This window comes from Brevundimonas sp. Root1423 (assembly GCF_001426805.1).
The window spans coordinates 272,216-286,722 of the sequence record NZ_LMFL01000023.1; the positions used below are offsets into that span (position 1 = coordinate 272,216).

15 protein-coding genes are annotated in these 14,507 nt (G+C 68.8%); 4 read left to right on the forward strand and 11 right to left on the reverse strand.

All coding sequences use genetic code 11. From position 1 onward, the window contains the following. Window positions 1-104: 104 nt before the first annotated feature. The gene (locus ASD25_RS14725; RefSeq protein WP_056618179.1) at window positions 105-584 is read right to left on the reverse strand and encodes a Dps family protein; all 480 of its coding nucleotides are present in this window, start codon (window positions 582-584) and stop codon (window positions 105-107) included. A 215-nt stretch (window positions 585-799) separates the two neighbouring features. On the opposite strand from ASD25_RS14725, the gene ASD25_RS14730 reads away from it, so the two are divergent. Further along, window positions 800-4,057: a PAS domain S-box protein gene (locus tag ASD25_RS14730; protein ID WP_235562739.1), complete on the forward strand. Its 3,258-nt coding sequence runs from the start codon at window positions 800-802 to the stop codon at window positions 4,055-4,057. 3 nt (window positions 4,058-4,060) lie between these two features. On the opposite strand, the gene ASD25_RS14735 is transcribed toward ASD25_RS14730, so the two are convergent. After that, window positions 4,061-4,423: a DUF6481 family protein gene (locus ASD25_RS14735; protein WP_056618185.1), complete on the reverse strand. Its 363-nt coding sequence runs from the start codon at window positions 4,421-4,423 to the stop codon at window positions 4,061-4,063. A 158-nt stretch (window positions 4,424-4,581) separates the two neighbouring features. Continuing rightward, window positions 4,582-4,767, reverse strand: coding sequence for a hypothetical protein (locus tag ASD25_RS14740; protein WP_056618188.1), 186 nt, complete (start codon window positions 4,765-4,767; stop codon window positions 4,582-4,584). A gap of 465 nt (window positions 4,768-5,232) precedes the next feature. Between ASD25_RS14740 and ASD25_RS14745 the strand changes: the two genes are divergently transcribed. Next, a complete protein-coding gene (locus tag ASD25_RS14745) occupies window positions 5,233-6,306 on the forward strand; it encodes a cell wall hydrolase (protein WP_056618191.1) in 1,074 nt (357 codons plus the stop codon). A gap of 4 nt (window positions 6,307-6,310) precedes the next feature. Here ASD25_RS14745 and ASD25_RS14750 read toward each other — a convergent pair whose 3' ends face one another. The 6 genes from ASD25_RS14750 to nadA all read right to left on the reverse strand — a co-directional run bounded on the left by ASD25_RS14750 (window position 6,311) and on the right by nadA (window position 11,252). Continuing rightward, complete coding sequence (locus ASD25_RS14750; RefSeq protein ID WP_056618194.1) at window positions 6,311-6,538, reverse strand: hypothetical protein; 228 nt, start codon at window positions 6,536-6,538, stop codon at window positions 6,311-6,313. 2 nt (window positions 6,539-6,540) lie between these two features. After that, window positions 6,541-6,756 carry a hypothetical protein gene (locus ASD25_RS14755; protein ID WP_056618196.1) on the reverse strand — a complete coding sequence of 72 codons (216 nt, stop codon included), beginning with the start codon at window positions 6,754-6,756 and terminating at the stop codon, window positions 6,541-6,543. 72 nt (window positions 6,757-6,828) lie between these two features. After that, window positions 6,829-7,686, reverse strand: coding sequence for a carboxylating nicotinate-nucleotide diphosphorylase (gene nadC, locus ASD25_RS14760; RefSeq protein WP_056618200.1), 858 nt, complete (start codon window positions 7,684-7,686; stop codon window positions 6,829-6,831). Window positions 7,687-7,691: 5 nt separating this feature from the next. Continuing rightward, on the reverse strand, window positions 7,692-9,221 hold the full coding sequence (locus tag ASD25_RS14765) for an L-aspartate oxidase (RefSeq protein WP_056618203.1): 1,530 nt from the start codon (window positions 9,219-9,221) through the stop codon (window positions 7,692-7,694). Next, window positions 9,218-10,063, reverse strand: coding sequence for a metalloprotease (locus ASD25_RS14770; protein ID WP_056618204.1), 846 nt, complete (start codon window positions 10,061-10,063; stop codon window positions 9,218-9,220). The genes ASD25_RS14765 and ASD25_RS14770 overlap by 4 nt, the downstream gene beginning before the upstream one ends. Window positions 10,064-10,172: 109 nt before the next feature. Further along, complete coding sequence (nadA, locus tag ASD25_RS14775; RefSeq protein ID WP_056618205.1) at window positions 10,173-11,252, reverse strand: quinolinate synthase NadA; 1,080 nt, start codon at window positions 11,250-11,252, stop codon at window positions 10,173-10,175. Between the two features lie 157 nt (window positions 11,253-11,409). Here nadA and ASD25_RS14780 point away from each other — a divergent pair, with 157 nt between their 5' ends. Both ASD25_RS14780 and ASD25_RS14785 read left to right on the forward strand, forming a co-directional pair. Then, window positions 11,410-12,078: a hypothetical protein gene (locus ASD25_RS14780; RefSeq protein WP_235562740.1), complete on the forward strand. Its 669-nt coding sequence runs from the start codon at window positions 11,410-11,412 to the stop codon at window positions 12,076-12,078. Window positions 12,079-12,127: 49 nt separating this feature from the next. Next, window positions 12,128-12,841, forward strand: coding sequence for a LamG domain-containing protein (locus tag ASD25_RS14785; protein ID WP_056618209.1), 714 nt, complete (start codon window positions 12,128-12,130; stop codon window positions 12,839-12,841). Here ASD25_RS14785 and ASD25_RS14790 read toward each other — a convergent pair. Both ASD25_RS14790 and ASD25_RS14795 read right to left on the reverse strand, forming a co-directional pair. Next, the gene (locus tag ASD25_RS14790; protein WP_056618213.1) at window positions 12,825-13,364 is read right to left on the reverse strand and encodes a methylated-DNA--[protein]-cysteine S-methyltransferase; all 540 of its coding nucleotides are present in this window, start codon (window positions 13,362-13,364) and stop codon (window positions 12,825-12,827) included. The two genes, ASD25_RS14785 and ASD25_RS14790, sit on opposite strands and share 17 nt — an antisense overlap. Beyond that, window positions 13,345-14,448, reverse strand: coding sequence for a bifunctional transcriptional activator/DNA repair enzyme AdaA (locus tag ASD25_RS14795; protein ID WP_056618218.1), 1,104 nt, complete (start codon window positions 14,446-14,448; stop codon window positions 13,345-13,347). Before ASD25_RS14795 ends, ASD25_RS14790 begins: the two co-directional genes overlap by 20 nt. Between the last annotated feature and the right edge of the window lie 59 nt (window positions 14,449-14,507).

Here is a 14,507-nt window from a genome sequence, read left to right on the forward strand (position 1 = left end):
GCCCAAATCCCAACTCCAAAGACGGCCAGAGGCCGCCACAGCACAAAATCAATGCCCGACAAGCGGGGCGCTTTTCAGGCGGAAAAGCGCCGTTAGGTCAAGCCTCAACGCCCTCCAAGCGTGGACCGCAGCATCCAGGCGAACTTCTCGTGCGCAGCCAGACGCTGCGTCATCAGGTCGGCCGAGGCCTCGTCGCCGGCGTCGGACGCCTTGTCGAAGGCGACGCGGGCGGTGGCGATCAGGGTCTCGTGATCCTGCATCAACTCCTTCAGCATCGCATTCGCTTCCTTCTCCGGATCGCCGTCCTTGATCGAGGTCAGGTTGCCGAAACCCGAGAAGCTCTGCGGAGCGAGCACGCCCAGTGCGCGGATGCGCTCGGCAATCTCGTCCAGGGCCGCCCAGATATCGCGGTACTGCTGCTCCAGCAGATTGTGGAAGCTGAAGAACTCGGGCCCTCGCACATTCCAGTGGTAGCCATGGGTCTTCAGATAGACGGCGAAACTGTCGGCCAGCACCTTGGTCAATTCCTGCGCGACGTCGGCGCGGTCGGTCTTGCTCAGGCCGGTGTCGATGGTGGCGGGCATACGGTGTTTCTCCGAGGATGAAGGTTCAAGGTGAAGGTGGGCATCAACGCCGCATTCGCCAAGACGACCGTCTGGCCGAAAGCCGCAACAAACGGCAGCGCTTGAAGGAACGTGATGCTTCACAATACGTTGCATCGGATCGCGCAGCGCGCGAGCGGGGGTGTCGAGTGAGCGGAGACGGTTTTCGCAGGCATCTGTCGGGTGCTGACGCCGGGTTGAGCAGCCTCGCGCGCATTTCCCCGCAGCCGTGGTGGATAAATGTCCTCGTCGGCCTGGCCTTCGCGGCGGCGTCACTCGCGCTGCGTTGGGCCCTGTCGGGCTTCTACGGACAGATCAGCGGCTTCATCATCCTGTTGCCCGGGGTCGTACTCGCCGCGCTCGCGGCAGGCCGGGTTGCAGGGGTGACCACCGTCGTCGCCTCTCTGTTCGGCGGCTGGATTATCGCCGGTCCCACGTCCGTCGGAGTCGGGATCTCGACCCCGATCGGCGTCGTTTCCACCACCAACTTCATCGTCGTCGGCCTGTTCCTGGTCCTGGTCGGCGCATCGCTGCGCAAGACCCTGTCACGGCTCGACCGGTCGGTGGCTGACCTGTCCGCCGCCGACGCCCGGATCGGCGAAAGCGACGCCCGCTTCCGCCTGATGGCCGACACCGCGCCGTCGCCGGTGTGGATGACCAACGCCAATGCGGAGGTCGAGTTCGTCAACGCCGCCCTGGTTCAATACTACGGACGGCCCGCCGAGGAACTGCTGGGTCACGTCTGGCGCCAGACCATCCACCCGGACGATCAGGCCCAGGTCGCAGCGACGATGGAGGCGGCGCGGCCGCAGCATCTGCCGTACGGGTTCGAGGCGCGGTTCCAGCACGCGGACGGGAACTGGCGGTGGATGCGCATCGCGGTCAATCCGAGGTTCGGCGCCGACCGGACCTTCCTCGGCTATGTCGGCATGGCGTTTGATGTCAGCGAGACCCGCGAAGCGCTCGACACGCTGGCCGCGGTGGAAGGGCGCCAGAGCTTCCTGCTGGAACTCTACAACCGCGTGCGCGATCTCGAGGATCCGGAAGCCATCATGGGCGTCGTGCAGAGCGCCCTGGGCGAACGGCTGGATGTCGCCCGCGTCGGCTATGGCGAACTGGACCGCGGGCGGGGCGTCTTCGACATGAAGCGCGACTGGACCCAGGGCGACGCAGCGAGCCTGGCGGGGGAACTGCGCGTTGCCGACTTCGGCGGCGAGGTGGACGTTCAGCTGTCCGAGGGCCAAACCATCGTCGTCCACGACGTCACGACCGACCCGCGGACCGCCGGCGTCACAGCCAATTTCGACGCTGTCGGCGTCCGCGCGTTCATCACCGTGCCCCTGATCCGCCTCGGCGAATTGCGGGCCTTCCTGCATGTGAACGTCGACGCGCCTCGCATCTGGACGGACGCCGAGATCGATCTCGTCGCTGAGGTGGCCGAGCATACCTGGTCAGACGTCGAGCGCGCCCGCGCCGAGGCTGAGGTCCGTGAAAGCGAGGCGCGCTTCCGGGCCATCGCCGACACCGCGCCCGTGCTGATCTGGGTGACCCAGCAGGACCGCACCCGCGCCTTCGTCAATCAGGCTTATGTCGCCTTCAATGGCGGAACCTATGAAGATGCACGCCTCGCCGACTGGCGCGACGTCATCCATCCCGACGACCACGAGCGCATCATCCGGGAGTCGCTCGCCGGCGAGGCCACCGGCCAGCCGTTTTCGATGGAGGCCCGCTACCTGCGCCACGACGGCGAGTACCGCTGGCTGAAGTCCTTCTCGCGGCCCCGGCTGGGTCCGGCCGAGGTGGTCCTGGGCTTCGTCGGCGTCGCGTTCGACGTCACCGACATCCGCGAGGCCAGCAACCGCCTGATGGAATCCGAAACCCGGTTCCGCACCGTGGCGGACAGCGCCCCCGCCCTCATCTGGATGCTGGACGCCGAGGGCAAGCCGACGTTCATTAATCGCCGCTACCGCACCTTCTTCGGGATCGAGTCAGAAGACGAGGTGATCGAAGGCTGGCGCAAACTGGTGCACCCCGACGACATCAAATCCTTCATGGCCGCCTTCTATCGGGCGGCCGACCGGCGCGAGCGGTTCGAAGGCGTGCTGCGCACCCGCCACCCGCTCATGGGCGAACGCTGGCTTCGCTGCGAGGCGCTGCCCCGGTTCGACGCGGCCGGGAAGTTCCAGGGCTATGTCGGCGCCAACGTCGACATCACGGAGGCGCGGCGCGCCGAGGAGGACCTGAAACGCATCAACGAACTGCTGGAGGAACGCGTCGGGGAGGCGCTGGCCGAAAAGGCCAAGGCCGAGGCCGACCTTATGCACGCCCAGCGCATGGAGGCCGTCGGCCGGCTGACGGGCGGGGTGGCGCATGACTTCAACAACCTGCTGACCGTCGTGATCGGCGCCCTGGACATCATGCTGCGCTCGCCGAACGACGCGGCCAAGCGCCAGAAGCTGGGCGAGGCCGCTTTGGCCGCCGCGCGGCGGGGCGAGGGCCTGACGCACCAGCTGCTGGCCTTCTCCCGCCGGCAGGCGCTACGCCCTGAGGCTGTCGACCTGAACGCCCAGATCCGGGAAAGCGAACCCCTGCTGCGCCGGGCCGTGGGAGAGGCGGTCGAGTTCAGGCTGAAACTGCGCCGCGGCGGGGCCCGGGTCAGCGTCGACCCGTCCCAGTTCGAGGCCGCCCTGCTCAACCTCGTCGTCAACGCGCGTGACGCTCTGGGCGACAAGGGGCAGATCACGGTCCAGACCGAAGCCTGCACGGTCGAGGCCGGAGAGGTCACGGATCTGGCCGCCGGCGACTATGTCTGCGTCACCGTCACGGACAACGGCTCGGGCATGCCGCCCGAGGTGATCGCCAGGGTGTTCGAGCCCTTCTTCACCACCAAGGCGGTCGGCAAGGGAACCGGACTGGGCCTGAGCCAGGTCTATGGTTTCGCACGCCAGTCGGGCGGCGCGGCCCACATTATCTCCACGGTCGGCCGCGGGACCGGCATCAAGCTTTATCTGCCGCCCCTGGCCGAGGATGGCGCGCTCGCCATCGAAGCGAGCCCCGACGCGGCCCAGCCCATGAAGGCGGGACGCCGTCTGCTGCTGGTCGAGGACGACGCCAGCGTCACCGTGGTGGCGCTGGAGCTGCTGGAGGGTCTCGGGCTGGAGGTGCGGGCCGTCGAAACCGCGCCCCAGGCGCTGGAGCTGCTCAGGCGCGAACGGTTTGACATCATGCTGAGCGACGTGGTCATGCCCGGCGGCATGACGGGGATCGAACTCGCGCGGCGTTGCGAGCTGGACTATCCGGAGATGCGGGTGGTCCTGACGTCGGGCTATGCAGGCGACGACGTCGATGCGGCCCTGGCGGATGCACCCTGGCCGTTCCTGCGCAAACCCTATTCGGGCGAGCAACTGGCCCGCATCCTCGGCGATGTCGCGCCAGAGGATGCGGCTGCAGTCTGAGCCTTAGCGGCTGCGGGCCTTGCGGGCGGCGTAGCGCGCGTCGCGGGCGGCCTTCTGTTCTTCCTTGGTCAGGGCCTTGCGCTCCTTGCGGGCGGCGCGCTTCTCGGCCTCGACGGCTTCCTGGGCCTCGGCGTCGGCCGCCATGCGTGCGGCTTCCTTCTCCGCCTTCTCGCGGCGGGCTTCGGCCTTGGCCAGCTCGTGCTGCTGGCGCAGGGCTTCCTTCTCGGCGGCGCGCTTCAGCGCCAGCTTCTCGAATTCGGGGTCCGGCGCGGCGGGCTTGGCCTTGAAGCGGGCGAGCAGAGCCTTCTTGGCCTCCTGCTGGGTGGTCAGGCGGTCGGCGAAGCCGGTTTGTTTCAGATCTCTCATGCGGAGGTCGTCGAAGTCCTTGTTCGGTTATCGGAGTACGCGAAACGGCGCGGGCGAGCGTCACTCAGCCGGGCGCGTCGGCTAACCCTATATAGGTGACGAAATCAAGGTCGCGAGGCCGGATCGGCCCCGCGCCGCTCATTCGCCGGGGAAATGTGTCAGTTAGGCTTCTGCGCTTGGCCGACCGCCGCGCCGGCCGCGCCGCCGACTGCCGCGCCGACCGGTCCGGCCACGAGAGCCCCCGCGACGGCGCCGGTGGCGGCCTTTTGTTCAATGGTCTGCCCGCAACCGGCGGCGCCCACAGCGGCGGCGGCCAGGACGAGTGTGACGGCCATACGTTTCATGTCGGAATTCTCCCAAATAGTGGAGCTGGAACGCCCATCCCGCCGCCGCGGTTCCGGCTTCGCGCGACAAGTTAAATTGGTCAACGAAACCATAACGAAGACAATAGAAGTCTTACGCTTTAATCCTGCTCGTGCAGAATCAAACGGGTTCCATGTTTAGCTTGTGATACGCAATACAGGTCAGCTCCGATAGATTGGAGATGAATATACAAGCCAGACAGAGGCCCCCCTTCGGGATACATATCCACACCCACGCGATGTTGCGCCGCACTCGAATCTTGCGAATCAACCACATTGGCGCCACAAATGGCTGGCTTAAGGCGCGTCCTTCGACGACCGGCCCGTTCGCCGACCGTCGATACACCGCAAACGGACCGCGACTCCGGCTTCCAGGATTGGGAGGGGTCGCCCGGTTGCGAGACTACCCGGGGGCGGCACTGCGCCCTGCCGAACAGGACTGAGCCCTTGCCGAACGCCCCGCAACCGTGCGCGAAAACCCCTGTCGATCGTCTGGCCCGTATCCGGCCCGGCACGGCGGCTGCGGCTTTCGGCGTGGTGATGGGGCTGGCTGTGGGCTGCGCCTATCTGGGCGGGACGGCGGCGAAGGCCACGACCGTCCGGAATCAGGCGGAGCGGATCGAAGGCGCCACGGCGGCCGGATTCACTGAAGAAGCCCTCGCAGCGGCTGCGGGCGGTCTCGACGAAAGCGCCTTGGCCATCGCCCGGCGCCATGACCCCTACACCGTCGCCGGCGGCGCCCAGCGCGACCGTCAGGCCGAGTTGATGACCGCGCGCCTCGAGCAGCTGCGGGCCCAACCGAACAACGCCGCCCTCCGCCAGGTCAGCCTGACCGGCCCTGTCGCGGCCCAGCCCTTCCGGCTCGGCGGCGCCCTGGACGCCTCGCGCGATCTCGAGTGCCTGACCCAGGCCGCCTATTATGAAGCCCGCGGCGAAGGCCGCGACGGCATGCGCGCCGTGACCCAGGTCGTCCTGAACCGCGTCCGCCACCCCGCCTTCCCCAAGAGCGTCTGCGGCGTGGTCTTCCAGGGCGCGGCCCGTCGGTCGGGTTGCCAGTTCAGCTTCACCTGCGACGGCTCGATGCGCGGCGCCGTCAATCGCGCTGCCTGGAACCGGGCCCGGGAGGTCGCGTCAAGCGCCTTGTCCGGAAGCGTCTTCGCACCGGTCGGCAATGCGACCTTCTTCCATACGACCGGCGTCGCTCCCGGCTGGCGAAACGCCATGGTGCGCGTCGGCCAGGTGGGCGATCACCTGTTCTACCGCTTCGGCGGGCGTTCGGGCTCGCGCGGCGCCTTCACCTACGCCGCCCGCCCGTCGGGTCCGGCCGAAGGTCCGCGCCTGATCCAGGCCAGCATGGACCCGACCGCCACGGTCCGCGAAGCCGGCGCCGTCGCCTACAGCATGCTGACCGCCCAGGACGCCCCGGCCGAGGCGGCGCCCGCCGCCGCTCCGGCTCCGGTCGTGGTGGAGGTTCCCGCAGCCGCTGCGGCGCCGGCCGAGACCACGCCGACCGCCGCCTGATCCGTCAGGCGTCCCGGTGACCCTTCGACGAGCGATGCGCGTCGTCGTGGCTGTGTTTCAGATCCCGTTCGCCACCGCCGCCTGAGACCTTGCTGTTGCGCGAGTTTGTGGGACCGCCCTCGCGCGGGTCCTCGAACGTCGGCGGTTCCTTCTTCGCATTCTCGTGGCTTGCGCCGGGTCCGCCCCAGCGCTTCGTGTCTTCGGGTGTGGGGTTGTGCTGGTTGTTCGACATGATCAGCGGTCCTGCACCTTCCACTGATTGGTCAGGTTCTGCTTCAGGTTTCCGAACCGGCCCTGGGTGTCGAGATTGACGTCCGCGTCGCCGGGCTGGCCGGTCTGGATCTCGGTCTCAAGATCGCGCCGGTCGCTGTCAGCCGCGTCGGCGACCGACTTCCCGCCCTTGTCGGCGTAGCTGCGCTGCTCTTTTGGAATTCGCGGGGCGTGGGTCATCGAAGTCTCCTTCTTGTCCCGAATAAACCCTCCGTGGGCGGCGCCGTTCCGTAGCGTCGTTCGCTCGCCCAGTCAGACCACGTCCAGCCCGATGTCCAGAGACGGCGCGGAATGGGTCAGGGCGCCGACCGAGATTACGTCCACGCCCGTCGCCGCGATGCCGGCGACCGTATCCAGATTCACTCCGCCCGACGCCTCCAGCACGGGTCGGCCAGACGGCGAGACCCTGGCCCGCTCCACCGCCTCGCGGAGCATCGGCAGGGTGAAGTTGTCCAGCATGATGACATCCGGCTGTTCAGCCAGCGCCTCGTCCAGCTGATCCAGACCGTCGACCTCGACCTCGACCTTCATCAGATGGCCGACGGCCGCCCGCGCCCGGCGGATCGCCTCGCCGACCCCGCCGCAGACGGCGACGTGGTTGTCCTTGATCAGGATGGCGTCATCCAGACCGAAGCGGTGATTGACCCCGCCGCCGCAGACGACCGCGTATTTCTCCAGCGCCCGAAGGCCCGGGGTCGTCTTGCGCGTGTCGGCGATGCGGGCCTTCGTAGCCGCCGCCGCCTCGACATAGGCCCGGGTCAGGGTCGCCACGCCGCACAGCCGGCCAAGCAGGTTCAGCGCCGTCCGTTCGGCGGCCAGAAACGCCCGCGCGTCCGCCTCGACCTCGGCCAGGACATCGCCTGCCTCGAAGGCGTCGCCGTCGCGCAGCTTCAGATCGATGGAGGCCTCTGGATCCATGGCCAGCACGCTCAGCCGGACGCAGTCGATCCCGGCCAGAACGCCGGGCTTCCTCGCCACGAAGGAGGCCGTCATGCGCGCGCCTTCGGGGATGCAGGCCTGCGCCGTCACGTCGCCGGCGCGGCCTAGGTCCTCGGTCAGGGCCATAAGGACGACCGGCTCGATCAACAGGTCTGGCAGTTGTCGGATCATCGCTCTTATCCCACGGCGGCCAGTACGCCGGACTCCACCGCGGAGTCGGGCGCGAGTGTGACTCGTGTATGCCGGGCCTGCGCCGCCGCCGTCGGATAGTCGCGACGGAAGTGTCCGCCCCGGCTCTCGTGCCGCGCCAGCGCCGCCCCGGCGATCAGCCGCGCCGCGACCAGCGGCAGGGCGGGCCCGGCCGTCGCTTCCAGCTCGTCGATCAGGTTGAGGGCGCGGGTCAGCCCCTCGGCGTCGCGCACCACCCCGACATCGGCGCTCATCGCTGTACGCAGTCTTTGCAGTTCGGCGTCGCTCAGACCCGGAGCCGCGCCGACCGCGATCGCCGCCCCGCCCTCGCCGTGCTCCGCCGCCGCCGTCCGGCCCGTGCGCCGTCCGAAGGCCGCGGCCTCAAGCAGGGAGTTGGACGCCAGCCGGTTGGCGCCATGCACCCCCGTCGCCGCGCATTCGCCGACAGCGAACAGACCCGGCAGCGTGGTGCGGCCGTCCGGCCCGGCGGCGATCCCGCCCATGTGGTAGTGGGCCGCCGCCGCGACGGGGATCGGCGTCTCGCGCGGGTCCAGTCCCGCCCGCATGCAGGCGGCGAAGACGGCGGGGAAGGCCTCGGGAAACTCATGTCCGATGGCGGCGCGGGCGTCGAGGAAGGCGCCCCGTCCGTCGGCGACAGCGGCGTGAACCGCCCGGGCGACCACATCGCGGGGCTGCAGGTCGGCGTCCGCCGCCTCGCCCAGCAGGAAGCGGCCTTCACGGTCGACCAGCCGCGCGCCTTCGCCGCGCAGCGCCTCGGTGGCCAGAGGCATGGGGTCCAGCCCCACGTCGATGGCGGTCGGGTGAAACTGCACGAACTCGGGATCGACGATCTCCGCCCCCGCCGCCCATGCCAGGGCCATCCCCTCGCCCAGCAGCGCCGCCGGGGTCGTCGTGCGGGCATACAGGCCGCCGGCGCCGCCGGTGGCCAGCACCACGGCCGGGGCCGTGACCTCGACGGTCCGTTCGTCGCCGCGTTCGATCAGGGCCCCACAGACCCGACCCGAAGCGTCCTGCAGCAAGCCGCGCAGACGCGCGTCTTCCCAGACCTCGATATGGGGGGCGGCGCGCACGGCGGTGACGAGGGCGGACAGGATGGCCCGGCCGGCGCCGTCACCGCCAACCCGGGCGACCCGGGCCTGCGAGTGGGCGGCTTCCAGACTGACGGCGAAGCTCCCGTCCGCATCGCGGTCGAAGGGCGCGCCGAGGGCGGCCAGCCATTCGACGGTCTCGCGTCCGTCGCCGGTCAGGGCCTGCGTCGCCTCGATCTCGACCAGACCGGCGCCCGCCGCCGCCGTATCGGCCGCATGCAGGGCCGGGGCGTCGTCCGCGGACAGGGCCGCCGCCACGCCACCCTGTGCCCAGGCCGAGGAACAGGCCTCCAGCAGGGGCGCGGGTGTGACCAGCAGCACCTTGCGCGGCGCGGCCTCCAGCGCGGCGGAAAGACCCGCCAGACCGCCGCCGACGATCAGCGGCCCCTCATGCCGGATGCGACTCAACGGCCGAACTCGAAATAGCTGCCCGCCAGCGCCATGGCCTGTGAGAACGATCCGGTCATCGGCATCAGGCCGGCCAGGGCCACGCCCGCGCAGGCCGCGGCCACGATCGCGAAAAGGCCCACGCTACGGGCCGCCTCGGGCCAATTGAGCTGACGCCCTTCCGGGCGCCAGACGCCACGCTTCAGATGACCGAACAGCGCGAGGGCCAGGAAGGCGGCGAAGATATAGCTGCCGTTGGTCACGCCCCAGACGATCACCAGCACGCCGACGGCGACCATGGCGGCCTTCTCGACCATCGGATGGATGCGGGCCAGCACGGGGCCCAACGCCTTGGACCCGTCCAGCGGCGGCGCCGGCGCGAGGTTCACGAGATTGATCAGGGCGATGATGAACACCCCCTGCAGCCACATCCCCTGCCCCGTCGCGATGTACAGGCCGAAGAAGGGAATGGCGGCCAGCAGACCGAAGGCCGGCCCCGCCAGTGAGACCAGCACCCCGTGCCACTCGCTGGCCGGCAGGCGCTGGCTCTTCGCCACGCCGCCGAGGAAGGGAATGATGTAGATCCGCGCCGGACCCATGCCGAGCGCATTCATCGCCAGCACATGGCCGTACTCGTGCACCAGCAGGCCCCAGATCGCCGCCACTGCGATCACCCAGCTGCCCGAAACCCACCAGATGAAGCCGCCCAGAAGCAGCGTGGAGACCACCGCCCAGACGGGATGCTGACCCTTGTCCAGCGGCGGCTCGCCCGCCTGCGGCCGGGCGATTTCACGCTCGGGCGGCGGGGCCGGCGGGAGGTTCTCCCAGGGTCCCGGGCGGCGCGTCTGGTCTGAGTCTGTCATCGCGCAGACGTGGCCTTCTCCGACCTCAGCCACAAGGCCAGGAGGGCGAGAAGCCGCAGGCTCTTCTGATCGACATTGGCGACCACCCGAACAGGCGCGACGTAGTGCATCAGATCAGCTCCACCGCGACGTGGTGTCTGGCCTTGAACAGGTCGTAGCGGGCGGGGACCGCAGGCGGTGGCAGGTCGATCATCCGCTGCACGGCCAGTCGCGCACGCTCGGCCATCTCTTCGGGCACGGTCACCTCGAACTGCATGTGCAGCAGGCAGTCGCGGATGTTCTCCAGCGTGATCCGCTTCATGTAGGGACACATGTTGCAGGGGCCGATGAAGCTGACCTCGGGCACGTCGCCCTGGATGTTGGCGGCCATCGAGCATTCGGTGATCAGCACCACCTGCTTCGGCTTCCTCGAGGTGATGTAGTCGGTCATCGCCGCCGTCGAACCGGCGAAATCGGCGGCCGACAGCACATCCTCGGGGCATTCCGGGTGGGCGAGGATTTCGGCGCCCGGATAAGCCTCGCGCATCTCGGCGATGTCCGAGGCGGTGAACCGCTCGTGCACGATACAGCGGCCCTTCCAGGCGATGATGCCGACATTGGTCTGGGCCGCGACGTTACGCGCCAGGAACTCGTCGGGGATCAGGATGACGCGGTCGACGCCCCATTCCTTCGCCGCCCATTCGACGATCTGCACCGCGTTGGCGCTGGTGCAGCAGATGTCGGTCTCGGCCTTCACGTCAGCGGTCGTGTTGACGTAGGTAACCACCGGCAGACCCGGATAGCGCTGCTTGATCAGCCGCACGTCCGCGCCCGTGATCGCCTCGGCCAGCGAGCAGCCTGCCTTCAGGTCGGGGATCAATACGGTCTTGTCGGGCGACAGGATCTTCGAGGTCTCGGCCATGAAATGCACGCCGGCCTGGACGATCACTTTCGCCGGAGAGCGGGCGGCCTCCTTGGCCAGACCCAGGCTGTCGCCGACATAGTCGCCGACGCCATGGAAGATTTCCGGCGTCATGTAGTTGTGCGCCAGGATGACCGCGTCCCGCTGTTTCTTCAGCGCATTGATCTCGCTGATGAGGGCGGCCTGTTCGGGCCACTCCATCGGGGTCACGTGATCCTTCACCTTGGCCCAGACCGGCGCGGTCTCCCGCTCCAGTTCCTTCGACAAGCCAAACATGCCGTCCGCCATCGCTCGTTTTCCTCTACTTATGCTCAAAGTTAGCATAAGTCCGGATGAATGTAGGCGGCTGGCTGGAAAACGCAAGCAGGATGCCGCAAACGGCGATTATGGGAAACGCGATCTTAACCAGAACCCGCTGCAAGGGATGAACCTGCCGGAGAACCCCATGCGCTTGATTCCTGTCGCCGCCGCCGCCCTGCTTCTGTCCGCCGGATCGGCGATGGCGCAATCGTCCGAACCCGGCATCGCCTTAGGCGGCACGGCGGGCACCACCGGTCTGGGTGTCGAGGTCCAGGTCAAGCTGGGCCCGATCTTCACCCTGCGCGGCGCGATCGACCGCCTGACCTACAGCACCGACGAAAGCTATGACGGGGTCGACTATGACGCCGACCTGGCCTTCGACACGGTGGGCGGCTTCATCGACATGCACCCGCTGGCCAACGGCCTGCTGATCTCGGGCGGCGCCTATGTGGGCGACCGCGATATCGATCTGGCCGGCACGCCGACCGGTCCGGTCGACATCGGCGGCCAGACCTATACGCCTTCGCAGGTCGGCACGCTGAACGGGACGGTCAAGCTGCGCGACGTGTCGCCCTTTGTCGGCATCGGCTGGGACGACACCTTTTATCGCCGCGGCCGCTGGGGCTTCCGCGCCGTGGCCGGTGTGGCCTGGAGCGAGGAGCCCGAGGTGGCCCTGACCTCGACGGGCGGCACCCTGTCGAACGACCCCGCCTTCCAGGCCCGGCTGCGCGCCGAGTCCGAACAGATCACCGAGGACACCGAAGGCTACGGCCTGTTCCCGGTCGTGCAGGTCGGGCTGAACTACAAATTCTAGGCGGCGCGCCGGCGGGCGGTCTACACAGGACCGACAACGGAGACGCCGGATGCCTGACAGACTGCAGATGAACCGTCGGTCGGTGCTGGCGTCGGGCGCCGCGGGCCTGCTGCTTCCCGGTTGCGCGACTCTCCGGCCGCAGGCCGCGGGCGATCAGAAGCTCTGGACTTTCGACAACCTGGCCACGGTCGGCGGCCTGCCCGCCGTCGCCGAGGGCGGGCCGGCGCTGGTCAACAGCCCGTGGGGTCCGGCGGTAAAGTTCGACGGCGCTGATGACGGTCTGTTCATAGAGGAGCATCCGCTGGCGGGCGCCTCGAGCTGGACGATCGAGGCCATGATCCGCCCCGACGGCGGCTCCTTCGAGCAACGCTTCATGCATCTCGCCGAGACCGAGACGCCGCCCGAGGGAAAGCCGCCGGTCGGGACGCGGATCATGTTCGAGATCCGGGTCGTGGAGAACGAATGGTACCTCGACGCCTTCACAAAGGGACCGACCTACAATCACACCCTGATCTTCCCGGAGAGGCGTTTCCCGGTCGGCCGCTGGTTCCATGTGGCCCAGACCTATGACGGGACGACCTACCGCAGCTTCGTCGACGGCGTTCTGCAAGGCGAGGCGCCGCTGGCCTTCACGCCGCAGGGACCCGGGCGTTCCTCGGTCGGGGTGCGGATGAACCGGGTCAGCTGGTTCAACGGCGCGATCCGCGAGGCGCGCTTCACGCCCCGCGGCCTGACGCCGGATCAGTTCACGCGGCCGACCTGACGCCCGCCGTCTGACGTTCATGCGCCAGCAGCCACTGTTTGCGCTCCAGCCCGCCCGCGTAGCCGGTCAATGTCCCGTTGGCGCCGATCACCCGGTGACAGGGCACGATCACCGCGACGGGGTTCTGTCCGTTCGCCAGACCCGCCGCCCGCACCGCCTTCGGCCTGCCGATGGCCGCCGCCAGCTGTCCGTAGGTCCGGGTCTCGCCGTGCGGAATGGCGCGCAAGGCCGCCCAGACCGAGCGCTGGAACTCCGTGCCGTTGGTGCGGACCTTGAGGCCGTCCAGCGCCGTCAGATCGCCGCCGAAATAGGCTTCGACCGCGGCGCGCACCGCCGCTGGCGCACGCCCGTCGACCAGCGTCGCCTTCGGCCAATGCCGGCCCAGCAGCCGCATCATCCGCTCTTCGTAGCCCGCGAAGTCCAGCGCCCGCACGACCCCCTCTGCATCGGTGATCAGCAGGACATCGCCGGTCGGCGTGGCGATCCGGTCGAGGGTCAGGGTCTCAGGCTGCGCGTTTCGCATCGTTCTTCTCCATCAGATCGGCGCCGCTGATCCCGGCCATTGCGAGATACAGCGCGCCATAGGCCCGCCACGGGCGCCAGGCCTCGGCGCGGGCGGTCAGGGTTTCGTCATTCAGGCGGTCGCTCGGCGCTTCCAGATCGTCGTCGACCCACAACCCCGGCAGCCTCAGCCCCGGCCGCGCCTCGACCAGCGGCTTCAACACGGGATCGGCCGAAAGGTCGCGGGCAATGGCGTCCGGGTCGGCCGACAGGTCGAATACCCGCCGCACCCGCGCCAGCACCCCGGGAAGAACCTTCAGATCGGTCGCCTCGATGCAGATCGAGACCTTGCCCGGCTCCGCCGGTTCGACCGAGACCGAGCCTGCAGCCCCGTCCACTTCCGGGCTCAGGACACGCGACCAGCGCCGCCCGTCGATCGTATCACCGCGCGCGGTCAGGGCTGCGAACATCGCCTCCCAATCGTAGGGCGGGCGGTAGGACAGGCTCAGCCTGACCCCGCCTTCGTGCACCCGCTCGCCGCGCCGGCGCAGGGCCGAGGGCGGGCGTTCGTACAGCGCCTGGAATGTCTCGTTGAACCGCCGCACGCTGCCAAAGCCTGAGGCCAGCGCCACCTGCGCCATGCTGAGGTCGGTCTGGTGGATCAGCGCCTTGGCCAGCAGCACCCGGCGGGTCTGGGCGACGCTGACCGGGGCGGCGCCCAGATGCTGGCGAAACAGCCGACGCAGGTGCCGCTCGCCGACGCCCAGCCGCGCGGCCAGTCCGTCGACGTCGCCCTCATCCAGCGCCCCCGCCTCGATCAGGGCCAGCGCCCGGCTGACCGTATTGGAGGTGCCGCGCCAGGCGCCCATGTCGGGGGCCGTCTCCGGACGGCAGCGCAGGCAGGCGCGGAAGCCCGCCTCCTCAGCCGCCGCCGCCGTGACGACGAAGAACATGTTCTCCCGCTTCGGCGTCCGGGCCGGGCAGACCGGACGGCAGTAGATGCCCGTGGTCTTCACACAGCCGAAGAAGCGTCCGTCGAACCGCGCGTCCCGGGTCAGCACCGCGCGGTAGCAGGCCTCCTGATCGAGTTCGCTGGCGTTTTCCATGGCCGCAGAATGATCGCTGCGGCCATGGATGTCTCGCGGTTTTCGGACATGTGCGTGAG

Excerpts from the sequence above, each read along its gene's own strand:
- ASD25_RS14725 (WP_056618179.1), bottom strand. The coding sequence starts at position 584 with ATGCCCGCCACCATCGACACCGGCCTGAGCAAGACCGACCGCGCCGAC.
- ASD25_RS14735 (WP_056618185.1), bottom strand. The coding sequence starts at position 4,423 with ATGAGAGATCTGAAACAAACCGGCTTCGCCGACCGCCTGACCACCCAG.
- ASD25_RS14740 (WP_056618188.1), bottom strand. The coding sequence starts at position 4,767 with ATGAAACGTATGGCCGTCACACTCGTCCTGGCCGCCGCCGCTGTGGGC.
- ASD25_RS14750 (WP_056618194.1), bottom strand. The coding sequence starts at position 6,538 with ATGTCGAACAACCAGCACAACCCCACACCCGAAGACACGAAGCGCTGG.
- ASD25_RS14755 (WP_056618196.1), bottom strand. The coding sequence starts at position 6,756 with ATGACCCACGCCCCGCGAATTCCAAAAGAGCAGCGCAGCTACGCCGAC.
- nadC (WP_056618200.1), bottom strand. The coding sequence starts at position 7,686 with ATGATCCGACAACTGCCAGACCTGTTGATCGAGCCGGTCGTCCTTATG.
- ASD25_RS14770 (WP_056618204.1), bottom strand. The coding sequence starts at position 10,063 with ATGACAGACTCAGACCAGACGCGCCGCCCGGGACCCTGGGAGAACCTC.
- nadA (WP_056618205.1), bottom strand. The coding sequence starts at position 11,252 with ATGGCGGACGGCATGTTTGGCTTGTCGAAGGAACTGGAGCGGGAGACC.
- ASD25_RS14780 (WP_235562740.1), top strand. The coding sequence starts at position 11,410 with ATGCGCTTGATTCCTGTCGCCGCCGCCGCCCTGCTTCTGTCCGCCGGA.
- ASD25_RS14785 (WP_056618209.1), top strand. The coding sequence starts at position 12,128 with ATGCCTGACAGACTGCAGATGAACCGTCGGTCGGTGCTGGCGTCGGGC.
- ASD25_RS14790 (WP_056618213.1), bottom strand. The coding sequence starts at position 13,364 with ATGCGAAACGCGCAGCCTGAGACCCTGACCCTCGACCGGATCGCCACG.
- ASD25_RS14795 (WP_056618218.1), bottom strand. The coding sequence starts at position 14,448 with ATGGAAAACGCCAGCGAACTCGATCAGGAGGCCTGCTACCGCGCGGTG.